The organism is Pseudomonadota bacterium, assembly GCA_023229365.1.
Classification (GTDB): Bacteria; Myxococcota_A; Polyangia; order JAAYKL01; family JAAYKL01; genus JALNZK01.
Window position 1 is genome coordinate 1 of sequence record JALNZK010000024.1, and the last position, 13,251, is coordinate 13,251.

The following is a 13,251-nucleotide window of genomic DNA, read 5'->3' on the forward strand; positions in this document are numbered from 1 at the left end:
ACCAGCCCTCCTTCTGCTTGAGCAGGCGGACCTGGTTCCCCTGGCCGATCTTGCCGATGATCTCGCCGTCGACCGGCGTCTTGCGCACGCGGACCTTGTCCTTCGTGACCGTGACGAGCTTGCCCTTGCCGGCGGCCGGTGCGTCCGTCGGCTTCGCGTCGGCCGGCTTCGCCTCTTGCGCGACCTTCTTCACGGCGCCCTTGCCGAACTGGATCGTGAAGAAGATGCGATACCGGGCGTGCTTGTGCTCGATCCCCTGGATGGGGAGCCCGGCGAGCGCGCCGCGCAGGCACGAGCCGATCTGCGCCGCGTTGGGCAAGTCGGTCGAGGGCGCGTTCCAGAAGCTCACCCTCGAGGCTTGGAAGTCGACCTCGGAGGCGACGCTGAGCTTGCCCTCGGCGCTCGCCGAGGCGGCCTCGATGCGGCACTTGTCCACGACGTACAGTCGCGTCGAGAAGCGCTTCTCGAAGACCTCGAGCCTGTCGCAGTCCGCGCCCTTCCGCTCCACGCCGGCGTCGTCCCAGCACTTGAGGTAGAACGCTTCGCCGTCGAGCGCCATGCCGTCGGGGGTCTTGCCGGGCGGGACCTCCGGGGGCGCGTCGCCCTCGCTCGCGGCGCCGGCCGCCGCGGGCGCGGGGCCGGCGTCCTGGGGGCCGTAGCCGCCGGTCGCCGGGGGCGGGGCCAAGGGTGCGGGTTGCTCCGCCGCCTGGGTCGCCGCAGGTGCCGCCGCCGCCGCGGGTTGCGGTTCGTCCTCGGCGGTGTCCGACGGCTGGCGCAGGAACACGAGGACGAGCGCGAAACCGGCGAGGAAGGAGACGAGCGCCAGGACGAGCACCTTCACGACCTCGCCCCGGCCGCCTTTCGGCTTGCCGGTGGGGGCGTCTTTCCCGTCGTCTCCGTCTTCTCTCCGTGCCATCGTTGATGGACAGAATCACCACCTGGCATTAGTGTGCAAGAAAAAAATGGGCACTTTCCGTTCGCGTTTCCGCATCACCATCGCCATTTCGGGCATCGCCGCCGCGATCGCCGCCGTGCTGTACGCGCGGGCCGTCGCGCGGTCCGTCCCGCTCGACCTCGGCGCCCCCGTGGAGGCCGCCGCGGACGGCCTCTCGGTCGCGGCCGCGCTCTACGCGGTGAACTGGGTGCTCGCGTGGATCTGCCGGGCGTCCTGGCCGGTCACGCTCGGGCGCTGCCTGGTGTTCGCCGTCGTCGCGTACGTCGGCCTGAGCAGCCTCGTGGACGTCTTCGGCGAGCACCGTGGGCTCGCGTGGCAGATCCTGGGGGCCGAGGCCGCGCCGGACGCGAAGCTCGTCCTCGCGCTCCGGGCTCGGGCGATCTGCGACGCCCTGGTGCTGGCGCTGTCCGCGGTCTGCATCGGGTTCGGGTTCGAGCGCGGCCGGGGCGAGGGGGACTGACCTACTCCGTCCCGCCGTCCGCCGGCCCCCGTAAGGACGCCTCGTACGCCTGGACCGCAGCGACCTGCGACGCGGTTTCGATAGAGCCCGGCCGCAGGTCCCGCACCTGGGCGACCGCTGCGCGCGCGGTCGAGCCCTCGTGGACGAGGTACGCCGCGAGGAAGGTCCCGGTCCTGCCGAGCCCGTACGCGCAGTGGACCGCCACGCGGCCGCCCCCGGCGATGTGGGCCGACGCGCGGCCGACGAACTCGGCGAGCCTTTCGGACGACGGCGCGGAGAAGTCGCGCATCGGGATGTGGACGAGCGCGATGCCGCGGCTCGCGAACGGCTGCGCGGGGAGCGGCGCCTCCGTGAGCGTCACGACGAGCGTGATCCGCTTCTCCTTCAGGAACTCGGCGTCCGCATCGACGGGGGCGCCGCGGCCGGGCCGGGGCATCCCGGCGAGCTTGTCCTGGATCACCCACGAGAACTCGCGCTGCATGACGCTCGAGACCTCCTTCCCCCGGCCGTCGCGCGCCCCGCACGCGGCGAGGGCGACGACGAGACCGAACATGACAAGGCGCGGCACGACCCTATCCAAAACAAATGAGGGTCGTTTGCGCAACGGCCTTTTCGAAAAGGTGAGCCGAGGGCGCTATCGGCGCGCGCTCAGCGTGCGGTAGCGGTTCCCGTTCGGGCCCTCCATCCACTCCTTGAGCGAGCCCGGGACGTTGAGGAGCGCGGCGGCGAACCTGCGGCACATCGAGGCGCCCAGCACGTTGACGACCCCCATCGGGACGCGCACCGCGACGACGTACGCGACGAGGGTCTTGCCTTCGCCCTGCGGGAAGAGCCGCCAGTACCCGCGCGTGTCCTCGATGTCGTGCGGCCTGTCCGTGACGAGGCTGAAGGAGAGCATCTTCTTCGCGGGGTCGCGGGAGACCTCGACGTGGTACGCGACGCTCAGGAGCTGGTGGCCCTGCTCCATGTAGACGAGCGAGGTTTCGCCGCGGCGCGCGACCTCGCGGACCTCGACGGTCTTCGGGAACATCTTGTGGTACGAGCCCCAGTCACCGACCGCCGCCCAGACCTCGTCCACCGGGGCGTCGACGAGCGCGTAGCCCGATCCGCCGAAGAACCCGTTCCGCCCCGAGCCCGGCAGCGGTTTCTTCACGGTCTTGCCCGCCGCGAGCGCGTTGCGCTCACCGTCCGACAGCTCGACGGCCGACGCGGTGGTCGACCACAGGAGGCCGAACAGGACCGCCGCGAGCGCTGGTTTCAATCCCCTCCAAGACATGATCTTCTCCTCGTTCGTTGACGGGTGTTTCGACTTGCCGGGAGGGGTGTCGATGTAAACGAAAAACGGCGTCTCTTTTATTTGAATAATGACGGGACGCGGCCCGCGGGCTACTTCGCGGCGAAGGCGGTGCGGTAACGGTTGCCGTGCGGCCCCTCGATCCACGCCTTGAGATCGTTCGGCACGCCGAGCAGGTTGCGCTCGATCTTGTCGATGAGGTCCTGCGAGAGCAGGTTGATGATCCCCATCGGGATCTGCGTGGCGACGACGTACGCGACGAGCGTCTTGCCGTCGGACTGGGGGAACAGGCGCCAGTACCCGCGCGTGTCCTCGATGTCGTGCGGGCGGTTCTTCACGAGGCGGAAGGAGAGCATCCACTTCTCGCGCTCGCGCTCGATGCTCATGTAGTACTCGGCGCGGATGAGGGCGTGCCCCATCTCCATGTGGATGAGCGACTGCTCGCCCTTGCGCGACACCTCGGTGACCGCCACGGTCTTCGGGTAGATCTTGGGGTACGAGCCCCAGTCCTCGATCGCGGCCCAGAGCACCTCCGGCGAGGCGTTGATGAGCGTGTACCCGGTGCCGCCGTAGAAGCCGCTGTTGCCCGACGTCGGCAGCGGCTTCTTCACGGTCTTGCCGGCGGCGAGCTTGGCCTTCTCCTTGTCCGTGAACTCCACGGCGCTCGCGTCGGCCGCGGCTCCGCACAGCGCGCAGGCGATGGCGATTGCCGTCAGGAGCTTCGAAATGCGTGCAGCCAGCATGGGTCCGTCCCTCCGTTCTCTCAAGCCTCAGCCACCGAAGATAGACGCGCCGCGCGACCGGAAATGCAACGCGCCGCGGCGGGCGCTCCCTCGAGCCCCGTGCAAACCGCGTGCCTCTCGCGTATCACGCCTTCGTCGTAGGGGCTATGGATCCAAGATTTTTTAAGCTATATACATGCTTTACGGAGGTGTAAAGCGCCTCGGGACCGTTGCGGACGAGGTCGATTTCGAGCTGTCGTGCAGGCGAGACCGTGACATCCGTGCCACGGTGTAGTCAGCCGCGGAGTGGTGCAATGACGCAACAGACACTGGCGGAAGGGACGATCATCGGGGGGCGCTTCGCGGTCGAGCAGGCCGTCGGACAGGGCGACCTCGGGCGCGTGTACAAGGCGCGAGACACGAAGAACAACAACCTGATCGCGCTGCGCGCCATCGGGCGCGACGAGATCCCGGACGAGGCGGATGTCGATCGGCTGCGGCTCCGCGTGAAGGAGGCGTCGGCCCTCACCCACAGAAACATCCGCAGCACGTTCGGCATGGGGGTCGAGGAGAAGGGGCTCGTCTACGTCTCGGTGGAGTGGGTCGAGGGGCGCAACCTCGCCACGCTGCTCGCCGCGCGCAACGAGGCCGGCAAGCGGTTCTCGTTCAAGGGCGCGTACAACATCATCGGGCACGTCTGCAACGCGCTGGCCTACGCGCACCAGAAGACCTACCACGGCGCGCTCAGCCCGAGATCGATCATGGTCAGCTCCTCGGGTCGCGTGAAGGTGAGCGACTGGGGGCTGTCGACGATCCGCACGCGGCTCGCGAACTACCCGGGGCGCAAGAAGGACGAGTCCGCGTTCTGGGCGCCCGAGGTGATTTCCAAGCCGGGCACGGCGACGGCCCGTTCCGACATCTACTCCGCAGGCGCGCTGTTCTACATGTTGATCACCGGCTCCCCGCCGCGCCGTCCGCTGCGGGCGCCGAGCACCCTCGGCTTCAGCAAGGACGTCGACGCCGTGATCGCGCGCTGCATGGCCGCGGATCCCATGCAGCGGTACGAGACCGCCGAGGCGGTGAAGGAGGCGATCTCGGCGCTGGTCAAGGCGATCGAGACGCCCACCTCGCAGGCCGTCGCGGGGGCGGTCGACGACGACCTCGGCATCGACGTCGAGGTCGACCTCGCCAGCATCGGCGTGCCGGAGCCGGGCGCGAAGTTCAAGCAGCCGGTCCCGACGTTCAGCGCCTCTCCGACCGCGCCGAAGCCGCCGCCGCCCAAGGGGCCGATGCTCTCGGCGCCGGGGCTCCCCGTGCCGCCGTCCACCGATCTCGGCACCGACGGGGACGTCCTGCTCGGCGGGCGCGCGTCGGTCATCGACATGGGCGCGGTGCTGAGCAGCATCGGCAAGTCCGAGGCCGCGCGCTGGATGGTGCAGAAGGACAAGTTCGATCACGGTCCGTTCACCGACCGCGAGCTCATCCAGATGATCATGCTCGGCGAGGTCGTGTACAAGCACAACCTCCTGAACATGGACACCGGCGTCCGCAAGAAGCTCAAGGCGTGGCCCGAGTTCGAGGACGTCCTCGAGAAGTACAGGATCAAGAAGAAGGCGGAGGAGGAGGCGGCCGCGCTCAGGAAGACCGAGAGCGCCGAGAAGCGCGGGACCGCGTTCAAGCTGATGATCGCGGCGATCGTGGTGGGCGCGGTCGGGCTCGCGTTGGGCATCTACTTCGTCGCGCTCAAGCCGCGGGAGGAGAAGAAGTTCGACCGCGACGAGATGATCGCGAAGCTCGACAGCGGCGAGATCAAGCTCAAGCTCGGCAGCGACCCCACCGGAGCCGGGGGCGGCCGCGGCGGCAAGCGTCGCGGCGGCGGCAAGAGCGGCGGCGGCGGAAGCGGCGAGTTCGTGCCGGGGATGTCCTACGAGGAGGCGATGGCGGCGGGCGTCGATCTCGGCAGCCTGACGAACAACGCGGGGCAGAAGCAGCTCACGCCCGAGGTCATCAAGAACACCATGGACAGGAACGTTCGCCGGTTCCTCCAGTGCCTGGACGGCTCGACCAACCGCGTCGATATGGAGATCGTCGTCGGGAACCAGGGGCGCGTCATCGGCGTCTCGGCCCGGGGAAAGGGCAGCTCCGGAATGAAGCGCTGCTGCGAATCGATCGTCCGCTCCGTCAAGTTCCCGCCGTCGTCGTCGCCGCAGACGGCCGCGTCGTGGTGGTTCGAAGTCGACTACTGATGACGTTCTCCTCGCTCGCGTGCGCCGGCCTCGCTGCGATTGTCAGCGGCGCGCTCGTCCCGTCCCTGGAGGACGAGCGGCTCGAGCGCGAGCGGACCGTCGCCGCGGAGATCGGGAAGACCCTCGAGCTCGTTCCGGGCGTGGTCGCCGCGCGGGTCCACGTGCGGCTCGCCGAGCGGGGGCTGCTCGCCCGCGCTGACGCGGAGCCCGGGGCGACCGCGGTCGTGCGCGTCCGCGGCACGGGCCCCGACGCGGCGATGCTGCGCGACGTCGTGGCCGCCGCGGTGCCCGGCGCCTCCCCCGAGGACGTGCGCGTGTTCGTCGTCCGTGAGGAGGACGCCGCCGGCGCGCTGGTGCGCGTGGGGCCGCTCGAGGTGAGCCGCGCGACCGCCGGAATGACCCGCGTGGTGCTCGTCATCGCGCTCGTCGCGATCGTCGTCCTCGCGGCCGGCCTGATCGCCGCCGGAATCAGGCTGCGCCGGCTGCGACGGGAGAGCGGCTACGGCGCGGGTGAAGGGGCCGACGCTGGCGGAGGGGTCGGCTCGGGCTGAGCCGGCTCCGGCGACTGGGCCCCCGTCTCGACGGCGGTCGGATCCGGCGCCGGGGTCTCTTCGGGCTTCGGCGGGCCGTAGCACACGTCGTAGCGCGCCCCGATCGCCTCGCAGCTCTCGTTTTCGAGCCTTCTCTCGACGGGAAGCACCGCGGGCACGGGGCGATCCCAGGCGAACGCGAGCCCCCCGCCGACGAAGATGGCGGCCTTGTTGTTGTCCCCGCTCCCCACCCGCGTGACGGCGCCGATGATCTGGAGGTCGGCGCGATCGCCCATGTGCACGACGAACGTCAGCCCGCCCCGCAGCTTGGCCGCGAAGCTGAGCTCCATCTCGACGGAGTCGGTGAGGATCTTTTCGACGTCGTCCTGGGACAGGTTGACCTGCTCGGGGTTCTCGGGATCGACGGTGTAGCCGGTGAGTGCGCCCTCGAACGGCTTCACGCGCGTGTCGAGGTTCAGGCTCGGCGCGAACTCCACCCACGGGACGATGCTGATGTACTTCACGGGCGACAGCGGGATGCCGATCCCGAGCACGAGCGGGATCGTGACGAAGTTGTACTGCCCGTTGATCAGGGCGGCGGGCGCCGCGCCGAAGAAGATGTTGAACGACGCCTTCGGCAGCCCGTTCTCGAAGCGATCCGTCATCGGGATCGCCCACTGCGCGAGCACCGTGCCGCCGATGCCGTTCGACGAATCGGTGTCGCTCGTCTCGGCGTAGTTCAGGTACTGGAGCCCGAACTGGGAGCTCAGCTTGCCCGAGGTCGACGAGAAGTTCACGTGGTAGCTCGCGATCCGCAGGTGCCCGCCGTCCGGGGTCATGAAGCCGTTCTGGAACGCGGCCACGACCGAGGAGGCCGACGTGTCCCAGGTGGATACCGCCGTGGCGTGGGTGCCGCCCTTCGCCTCCGCCTCCCGGGGTGCCGAGAGCGCCAGCGCAACGATCGCGAGCGCCGCCGCGTACCAGGTGAAACCGGATCTGCACTTCATCATTGTCGTACCCCTTTCGCCGACCTCAGTCGGCGTCCAACCGCCGGATCGTCGGCTTGCCGAAGGTCACGTCGACAGGACCGGAGCGGTAGGCGCCCTCCCAGAACGCCTCGCCCGCGAGGGCGGTCCGGGCGGCCTCCAGCCGGTCGCGGATGGACGCGCCGGCCGGGGGTGGCTCGGGCGGGAGCCACGCTTCGGGGAGCCTGTGGATGCGGTACTCGACGCGGTACTCGCCGGGCTCCGGGACCGGCTTCCAGGGTCCGCCGGAGCAGCCCCAATCGTCGCCCATCTCGAACGTCCGGGTCTCGCCCGGGCCGAGCGTGAACACGGTGTTCCCCTCGGTCGCGAGCTCTCCGTCCCTCGGCACCTTGATAGGTTCCCCGGTCGAGCCGACCAGCAGCCCGGGATCGCACGGGTGGAGGAGGGAGAAGCGGGCGCCCGAAGCCACCCGCGTGAAGACGAGGTTCGCCGGGTTCATGTGGACGAGCCGCACCGGCGCCGCCGCCGGGTTGGTGATCGAGACCGTGATCTTTCCGACGAGCTGGACCGTCCCCTGGCCGCGCTTCTGGCCCGGCGCCAGGAGCTCGACGAGCGACAGCGCCTCGACGCCGCCGAGCGCGATCTCGAGCCGCTCGGGCGCCGCGGGCTTCGCGGGCAGGGCGAGAGCGCCGGCCCCGGCGTCGGCGTCCCGGACGGGGTCCGCTCGCGGCGCTTCCCCGGGCTGGGAGAGGGCCTGCGGGGGCTCTCCCTCGGCCCCGGTTGGCGAGGTGCCGCCGCACGCCGCGAGGGCGAGACCGGCGGCGAGCGCGGCGAAACGGGATGGAAGTCGCATGGGGTTCTTCTAGTACGCCGGCGCAGGGCCGATCAAGGCCCGGTCGATTTATCTGTCGCTCGCACGTCCCCGGTGCCCCCAAGGAGACAGGATATGCGCGGCGCGGCGACGCGGCGCGACTTGAACGAAGGAGGGGTCAACATGTCAGACGGACTGAGGAATGTGGGGCTCGGCCTCTTGCTCGCGCTCTTCGCGGTGCCCGCGTGCGACGACGACGACGGCACCGGCGGGTCGGACACGGACACCGACACGGACTCGGACACGGACTCGGACACGGACACGGATGCCGACACGGACACCGATTCCGACACGGACACGGATGGCGACACCGACACCGACACCGACACCGACACCGACACCGACTGCGACGATCTGGGGGAAAACTGCTGCAACGAGGAGTGCCCGTGCCCGGGGGATGGTGCCGAGTGCGTCTACCCGGCGAACCCTATCGACCTGAACGGCGTCTGCAAGCCGATCGTCGACGACGCGTGCTGGAGCCAGGACGACTGCGTGCCCACCGACGTCTGCGTCGGCGCGTTCGTCTGCCCCTGCGGCGTGGATTGCGAATCGGAGGACCAGCCCGGCACCTGCCTGCCGTCGTCGTCGGGCTGCTGCGACGCCTCCGTCGAGCCGGACCCGTGCGCCGAGGACTACGCCTGCCTCGAGCTCGGCGACGAAGACACGTGCCACGTGATCACGACCCAGCCGGCCTGCTTCGTCGACGCGGACTGCGGCGAGGGAGGCATCTGCGAGGGCGCCGTGATCTGCGACTGCACGGTCGACTGCATGTCCGAGGTCGGCGAGTGCGAGTACTACGACGAGTAGGGGGCCGCGCGGGGCTCAGCGGGCCAAGAGCGCCTTCATGTTCTTCTTGTAGGCCTCGACGCCGGGCTGATCGAACGGGTTGACGCCGAGGGCGTAGGCCGACACGCCGCACGCGTACTCGAAGAAGTAGAGCAGGAAGCCGACCGTGCGCGCGTCGATCCGCGGGATCTCCATCCGCAGGCACGGGACGCCCCCGTCGCGGTGGGCCGCGAGCGTCGCGTGGAGCGCCGCGCGATCGACCCGGTGCACCGGCATCCCGTCGAGGTAGCCGAGCCCGTCAATGTTTCCGGCGATGGGCGGTACGTCGAGCGCCGCGCCTTCGACGACGTCGAGGGCGGTCTCGCACACCACGCGCTCGCCGTCCTGCATCCACTGGCCGAGCGAGTGCAGATCCGTCGTGAGGCTCATCGCGGCCGGGAAGAGCCCCTTGCCGCCCTTGCCCTCGGACTCGCCGTAGAGCTGCTTCCACCACTCGGCGAGGAGCGAGAGGCGCGGCGTCGAGCTCGAGAGCACCTCGATCTTCTTGCCCGCGCGGTACGCGGCGAGCCGGAACGCGGCGTAGGCGAGCGCCGGGTTCGACGCGAGGTCGTTCCGCTCGGGATCGCGGACCAGCGCGAGCGCCTCGCGGGCGCCGTCGAGCAGCTCCCCGACGTCGTGCCCGGCCGCGGCGATCGGCAGCAGCCCGACCGGGGAGAGGACGCTGAACCGGCCTCCTACGTCGGGCGGGACCTCGAGCATGTCGAGCCCGTACTCCTCCTGGAAGCGCTTCAGGCCGCTCGGGCTCTTGCCCGTTGTGATGACGACGAGATCGCGGAGGGCGGCCGCGTCGAAGCGCCGCGCGAGATCGCCCCAGAGCAGCCGGAACGCGATCGACGGCTCCGTCGTGCCGCCGCTCTTGGAGATGACGTTCACGCCGTAGCGCTTGCCGCTGAGGTGCGCGAGGAGCCGCCGGTAGTAGTCCGCGTCGAGGTGGTGGCCGGCGAACAGCACGGGGAAGGCCGGCTCGAACGGGCCGGTCAGGGCGCGCATCACGGCCGCGGCGCCGAGGTACGACCCGCCGATCCCGACGACCACCAGGGCGTCGAGGGTGCGGAGCCGCGCGGCGAGCTCCCGGATGCGGGCGATCTCGGCCGCGGTCTGGCGGCGCGGGAGCTCGAGCCAGCCGAGCATGCCCGAGCCCGGTCCGGAGCCGGACTCCAGCGTCTCCCGCGCCTTTCGGATGTCCGTGGCGGCCGCGTCGAGCGGGACGCCCTCGGCGTGGGACAGATCGAGCGTGAGCAGCGGCTTGTCGTTCATCGCGTCACCTCTTTCGGATCACCCGCGCGGGTGCTTCTCGCGGTGGACCTCGGCGATCCTGGCCGACGAGACATGGGTGTATATCTGAGTCGTCGAGATGTCCACGTGGCCGAGCATCGCCTGCACAGACCGCAGGTCCGCGCCGCCGTCGAGGAGGTGGCTCGCGAAGGAGTGGCGCAGCTTGTGCGGGCTCAGGGGCTTCGCGATCCCGGCCGCCCGGGCGGTGCGCTTCACGATCAGCCAGAACGACTGCCGCGTCATCCGCCTGCGCCAGCTCGTGACGAACACCGCCGCCTCGCCGGGGGTCGCCCACTGCGGCCGCACGTGCGAGAGGTACCGGCGCAGGAAGGCGATCGCCCACTCGCCGAGGGGGATCACGCGCCGCTTCTCGCCCTTGCCGGTCACCGCCAGGAAGCCCGCCTCGAGATCGAGATCCGCGAGGCGGAGCGAGACGAGCTCCGACACGCGCAGGCCGGCCGCGTACATCGTGTGGAGCATCGTCGCGTCGCGCAGGCCGCGCGCGGTCGACAGATCGGGCGTGTCGAGCAGCAGCACGATCTCCTCCCGGTTCAGCACGACGGGCAGCGGCCGGAGCGTCTTGGGGGCGTCCACCTCGACCGCGGGATCGCTCTCGATCAGCTTCGCCTCCACGAGGTAGCGGAAGAGCCCCCGCAGCGCCGAGAGGGCGCGGGCCTGGGAGCGCCTCGAGATGCCGCGCCTGGAGAGCTCGACGAGGTGCGCGGACACGATCTCCGGCGTGATGTCCAGGGCCTCCGCGCCGCCGCGCTCGACGTGCGCCGCGAAGGCCGCGATATCCGTCGCGTAGGCGGAGACGGTCCGCGGCGACAGCGCGCGCTCGACCTTGAGGTGGTCGAGGAACGCGTCGACGAGTGGGGCGAGCTCGCTCACGCGGGTATGCTAACATCCGCGGTGCGGACCGCCGAGTTTTCTGCGGCGGGGAGGAGGGTCTCGATGCGCGCGAACGAGGGCTGGCCGCGCGGCTGCCTGCAGGTCTACACGGGGGACGGGAAGGGGAAGACGACCGCCGCGTTCGGCCTCGCGCTCCGGGCGGCCGGGCACGGGCTCAGGGTCTACATCGGGCAGTTCATGAAGGGGTACCCGTACGGCGAGCTCGCGGCCGCAGCGGCGCTCGGCGGCGGCATCGAGGTCGAGCAGTTCGGCACGAGCGAGTGCATCGCGTGGCGCGCCGAGCCCGATCCCGCGGACGCGGCGCGCGCGCGCCACGGCCTCGAGCGGTGCGTCGCGGCGATGCGGTCGGGGCGCTACGAGGTCGTCGTGCTCGACGAGGCGACGACCGCGGTGCACTTCCGGCTGATCCCGCTCGCGGCGCTCCTCGACGTCGCGGACGCGAGGCCGCCGGGGCTCGAGCTCGTGTGCACCGGGCGCTGGGCCCCGCAGGAGCTCGTCGCCAGGGCGGACCTCGTGACCGAGATGCGGGAGGTGAAGCACCCGTACGCGTCCTCCGGGCTCGCGGCCCGGGACGGCATCGAGCGCTGAGAGCGACCTACGCGAAGAACTCCTTGAGATCCTTGGCCGGGCGGAACGTCATCGTCGTGGACGCCTTGATCTTGATGGACTCGCCGGTCTGCGGGTTGCGGCCCTCGCGGGCGGCGCGCTTCTTCTTCGTGAAGGTGCCGAACCCCGGGACGGTCAGCTTGCCTTCCTTCTTCACGGACTTGCGGATCTCGTCGAACGCGGTGTCGAACACCGCGGCGACGGCCTTCTTCGTCAGGCCTTCGGGGAGGCTCTTGGAGCTCGCGATCACGTCGATCAGTTCGGCTTTCGTCATCTTGGCTTCCTTTCTTCGATGGGGGTGTTGCACCGCGGCGCGGCCGCAACACAGCTCGTTTCTCAATGGTAGATAGGTTCGTTGATTCGCAGTCGCTGTCAAGTTGAAAACTCGCTCGGCGCGCGCTTCCGTGCACATTCCGTCCGGTGTCGGCACGGCCCGTGCTACGTTTGGAAATCCTCGAGAGGCGCGGAGAAACGACGATGCGGTTTGGAATATTCCCGTTGCTCGCGTTCGCCGCGCTGCCGGCGTGCATATCGCACGAAGGCGACCGCCGTTCGGAGGCGGCGTCGGACGGCGGCGAGCCCGACGCGGGAGACGACGCGGGCGTCGACGAGTGCGACGGCGTCGACTTCCCGGTCGCCGGCCACCCGCCCCGCGCGCTCGTCGTCCTCGACAGGTCCGCGAGCATGGGCTACGGGCTGCCGGTCTCGCCGTGGGACGCCTGCGCCGAGGCGCTCGTCGCGATCACCGCGCAGCTCGACTACCAGATCGAGTTCGGCCTGCTCATGTACCCGGAGCTCGACGTCGTCTGCGGCGCGCCAGCGCCCGAGCCGATCGTCCCCGTCGGGCCGGCGACCTCCCTGGCGATCGAGGCCGCGATGACCGAGTCCGGCCCCGTCGGCTACGGCACGCCGACCGCCGCCGCGCTCGCCCGCGGCTTCGAGTACGTCGTGGCGCTCGAGGGCGAAGACGACAGGTTCGTGATCCTCGCGACCGACGGCGCGCCGAACTGCTCGCAGAGCTCGATGTACGACTGCTCGACGTGCACCTGGACCGACACGACGTGCGTCGATCCGCGCTCCTGTCTCGACGACGTCGGCACCTACTCGGTCGTGATCGAGTACCACGACAACTGGGGGGTCGATACCTACGTTATCGGGCTCGGCGGCGTGTGGTCGGAGTGGGACGAGGTGCTCGGCGACGTGGCGGCGTACGGCGGCACCGGCGACTACTACCCGGCGCAGACGGAGGACGGCGCGGCGGAGATGACCGCGGCGCTCCAGGAGATCGCGGCGGCGAACACGGAGTGCGTCTTCGATGTGGACTGGGAGTCGCTCGGCGAGGGCGTGTCGCAGGATCCGGGGCTCGTGAACCTCCTCGTGGAGGGCGAGATCGCGCCGTTCAGCGAGGGCTGCGCGAACCCCGGCGGCTGGCACTGGGCCGACGAGGACACCATCGAGCTGTGCCCCGGCCTGTGCGAGGACTACAAGTGGGGCGTCGTCTCGTGGATCCACGCGTCGTTCGGCTGCGAGACGGTGGTGGAGTGACGG

15 protein-coding genes are annotated in these 13,251 nt (G+C 70.2%); 6 read left to right on the forward strand and 9 right to left on the reverse strand.

Annotated features, from left to right (window positions below; all coding sequences use genetic code 11):
* The coding region (locus M0R80_12670) for a hypothetical protein (GenBank protein ID MCK9460483.1) at window positions 1–916 on the reverse strand (916 nt) is incomplete at its 3' end.
* Between the two features lie 46 nt (window positions 917–962).
* Here M0R80_12670 and M0R80_12675 point away from each other — a divergent pair.
* Window positions 963–1,415 (forward strand): hypothetical protein, encoded by a 453-nt coding sequence (locus M0R80_12675; GenBank protein MCK9460484.1) that lies wholly within the window; start codon window positions 963–965, stop codon window positions 1,413–1,415.
* Window position 1,416: 1 nt separating this feature from the next.
* On the opposite strand, the gene M0R80_12680 is transcribed toward M0R80_12675, so the two are convergent.
* The 3 genes from M0R80_12680 to M0R80_12690 form a co-directional block, all read right to left on the reverse strand.
* Window positions 1,417–1,983, reverse strand: coding sequence for a dual specificity protein phosphatase family protein (locus M0R80_12680; protein MCK9460485.1), 567 nt, complete (start codon window positions 1,981–1,983; stop codon window positions 1,417–1,419).
* A 66-nt stretch (window positions 1,984–2,049) separates the two neighbouring features.
* Window positions 2,050–2,691, reverse strand: a complete 642-nt coding sequence (locus M0R80_12685; protein MCK9460486.1) for an SRPBCC family protein — start codon at window positions 2,689–2,691, stop codon at window positions 2,050–2,052.
* 110 nt (window positions 2,692–2,801) lie between these two features.
* On the reverse strand, window positions 2,802–3,452 hold the full coding sequence (locus M0R80_12690) for a hypothetical protein (protein MCK9460487.1): 651 nt from the start codon (window positions 3,450–3,452) through the stop codon (window positions 2,802–2,804).
* Between the two features lie 293 nt (window positions 3,453–3,745).
* Here M0R80_12690 and M0R80_12695 point away from each other — a divergent pair, with 293 nt between their 5' ends.
* Both M0R80_12695 and M0R80_12700 read left to right on the forward strand, forming a co-directional pair.
* Window positions 3,746–5,677 carry a protein kinase gene (locus M0R80_12695; GenBank protein ID MCK9460488.1) on the forward strand — a complete coding sequence of 644 codons (1,932 nt, stop codon included), beginning with the start codon at window positions 3,746–3,748 and terminating at the stop codon, window positions 5,675–5,677.
* Window positions 5,677–6,228 (forward strand): hypothetical protein, encoded by a 552-nt coding sequence (locus M0R80_12700; GenBank protein ID MCK9460489.1) that lies wholly within the window; start codon window positions 5,677–5,679, stop codon window positions 6,226–6,228. The genes M0R80_12695 and M0R80_12700 overlap by 1 nt, the downstream gene beginning before the upstream one ends.
* Here the strand turns inward: M0R80_12700 and M0R80_12705 are convergent.
* Together M0R80_12705 and M0R80_12710 are read right to left on the reverse strand one after the other, a co-directional pair.
* Entirely contained in the window at window positions 6,177–7,217 is a 1,041-nt protein-coding gene (locus tag M0R80_12705) for a hypothetical protein (GenBank protein MCK9460490.1), read from the reverse strand. The two genes, M0R80_12700 and M0R80_12705, sit on opposite strands and share 52 nt — an antisense overlap.
* A 22-nt stretch (window positions 7,218–7,239) precedes the next feature.
* Window positions 7,240–8,046, reverse strand: coding sequence for a hypothetical protein (locus tag M0R80_12710; protein ID MCK9460491.1), 807 nt, complete (start codon window positions 8,044–8,046; stop codon window positions 7,240–7,242).
* A 141-nt stretch (window positions 8,047–8,187) separates the two neighbouring features.
* On the opposite strand from M0R80_12710, the gene M0R80_12715 reads away from it, so the two are divergent.
* Window positions 8,188–8,871, forward strand: a complete 684-nt coding sequence (locus M0R80_12715; protein ID MCK9460492.1) for a hypothetical protein — start codon at window positions 8,188–8,190, stop codon at window positions 8,869–8,871.
* Between the two features lie 15 nt (window positions 8,872–8,886).
* Here the strand turns inward: M0R80_12715 and M0R80_12720 are convergent, their stop codons facing one another.
* Window positions 8,887–10,167: a glucose-6-phosphate isomerase gene (locus M0R80_12720; GenBank protein MCK9460493.1), complete on the reverse strand. Its 1,281-nt coding sequence runs from the start codon at window positions 10,165–10,167 to the stop codon at window positions 8,887–8,889.
* A gap of 18 nt (window positions 10,168–10,185) precedes the next feature.
* A complete protein-coding gene (gene xerD / locus M0R80_12725) occupies window positions 10,186–11,076 on the reverse strand; it encodes a site-specific tyrosine recombinase XerD (GenBank protein ID MCK9460494.1) in 891 nt (296 codons plus the stop codon).
* A gap of 63 nt (window positions 11,077–11,139) precedes the next feature.
* On the opposite strand from xerD, the gene M0R80_12730 reads away from it, so the two are divergent.
* On the forward strand, window positions 11,140–11,685 hold the full coding sequence (locus M0R80_12730; GenBank protein ID MCK9460495.1) for a cob(I)yrinic acid a,c-diamide adenosyltransferase: 546 nt from the start codon (window positions 11,140–11,142) through the stop codon (window positions 11,683–11,685).
* 7 nt (window positions 11,686–11,692) lie between these two features.
* Here M0R80_12730 and M0R80_12735 read toward each other — a convergent pair whose 3' ends face one another.
* Window positions 11,693–11,977 carry an HU family DNA-binding protein gene (locus tag M0R80_12735; protein MCK9460496.1) on the reverse strand — a complete coding sequence of 95 codons (285 nt, stop codon included), beginning with the start codon at window positions 11,975–11,977 and terminating at the stop codon, window positions 11,693–11,695.
* Between the two features lie 203 nt (window positions 11,978–12,180).
* On the opposite strand from M0R80_12735, the gene M0R80_12740 reads away from it, so the two are divergent.
* Window positions 12,181–13,248 (forward strand): hypothetical protein, encoded by a 1,068-nt coding sequence (locus tag M0R80_12740; GenBank protein MCK9460497.1) that lies wholly within the window; start codon window positions 12,181–12,183, stop codon window positions 13,246–13,248.
* Window positions 13,249–13,251 lie beyond the last annotated feature (3 nt).

Excerpts from the sequence above, each read along its gene's own strand:
- M0R80_12675 (MCK9460484.1), top strand. The coding sequence starts at position 963 with ATGGGCACTTTCCGTTCGCGTTTCCGCATCACCATCGCCATTTCGGGC.
- M0R80_12685 (MCK9460486.1), bottom strand. The coding sequence starts at position 2,691 with ATGTCTTGGAGGGGATTGAAACCAGCGCTCGCGGCGGTCCTGTTCGGC.
- M0R80_12690 (MCK9460487.1), bottom strand. The coding sequence starts at position 3,452 with ATGCTGGCTGCACGCATTTCGAAGCTCCTGACGGCAATCGCCATCGCC.
- M0R80_12695 (MCK9460488.1), top strand. The coding sequence starts at position 3,746 with ATGACGCAACAGACACTGGCGGAAGGGACGATCATCGGGGGGCGCTTC.
- M0R80_12700 (MCK9460489.1), top strand. The coding sequence starts at position 5,677 with ATGACGTTCTCCTCGCTCGCGTGCGCCGGCCTCGCTGCGATTGTCAGC.
- M0R80_12705 (MCK9460490.1), bottom strand. The coding sequence starts at position 7,217 with ATGATGAAGTGCAGATCCGGTTTCACCTGGTACGCGGCGGCGCTCGCG.
- M0R80_12710 (MCK9460491.1), bottom strand. The coding sequence starts at position 8,046 with ATGCGACTTCCATCCCGTTTCGCCGCGCTCGCCGCCGGTCTCGCCCTC.
- M0R80_12715 (MCK9460492.1), top strand. The coding sequence starts at position 8,188 with ATGTCAGACGGACTGAGGAATGTGGGGCTCGGCCTCTTGCTCGCGCTC.
- M0R80_12720 (MCK9460493.1), bottom strand. The coding sequence starts at position 10,167 with ATGAACGACAAGCCGCTGCTCACGCTCGATCTGTCCCACGCCGAGGGC.
- M0R80_12730 (MCK9460495.1), top strand. The coding sequence starts at position 11,140 with ATGCGCGCGAACGAGGGCTGGCCGCGCGGCTGCCTGCAGGTCTACACG.
- M0R80_12735 (MCK9460496.1), bottom strand. The coding sequence starts at position 11,977 with ATGACGAAAGCCGAACTGATCGACGTGATCGCGAGCTCCAAGAGCCTC.
- M0R80_12740 (MCK9460497.1), top strand. The coding sequence starts at position 12,181 with ATGCGGTTTGGAATATTCCCGTTGCTCGCGTTCGCCGCGCTGCCGGCG.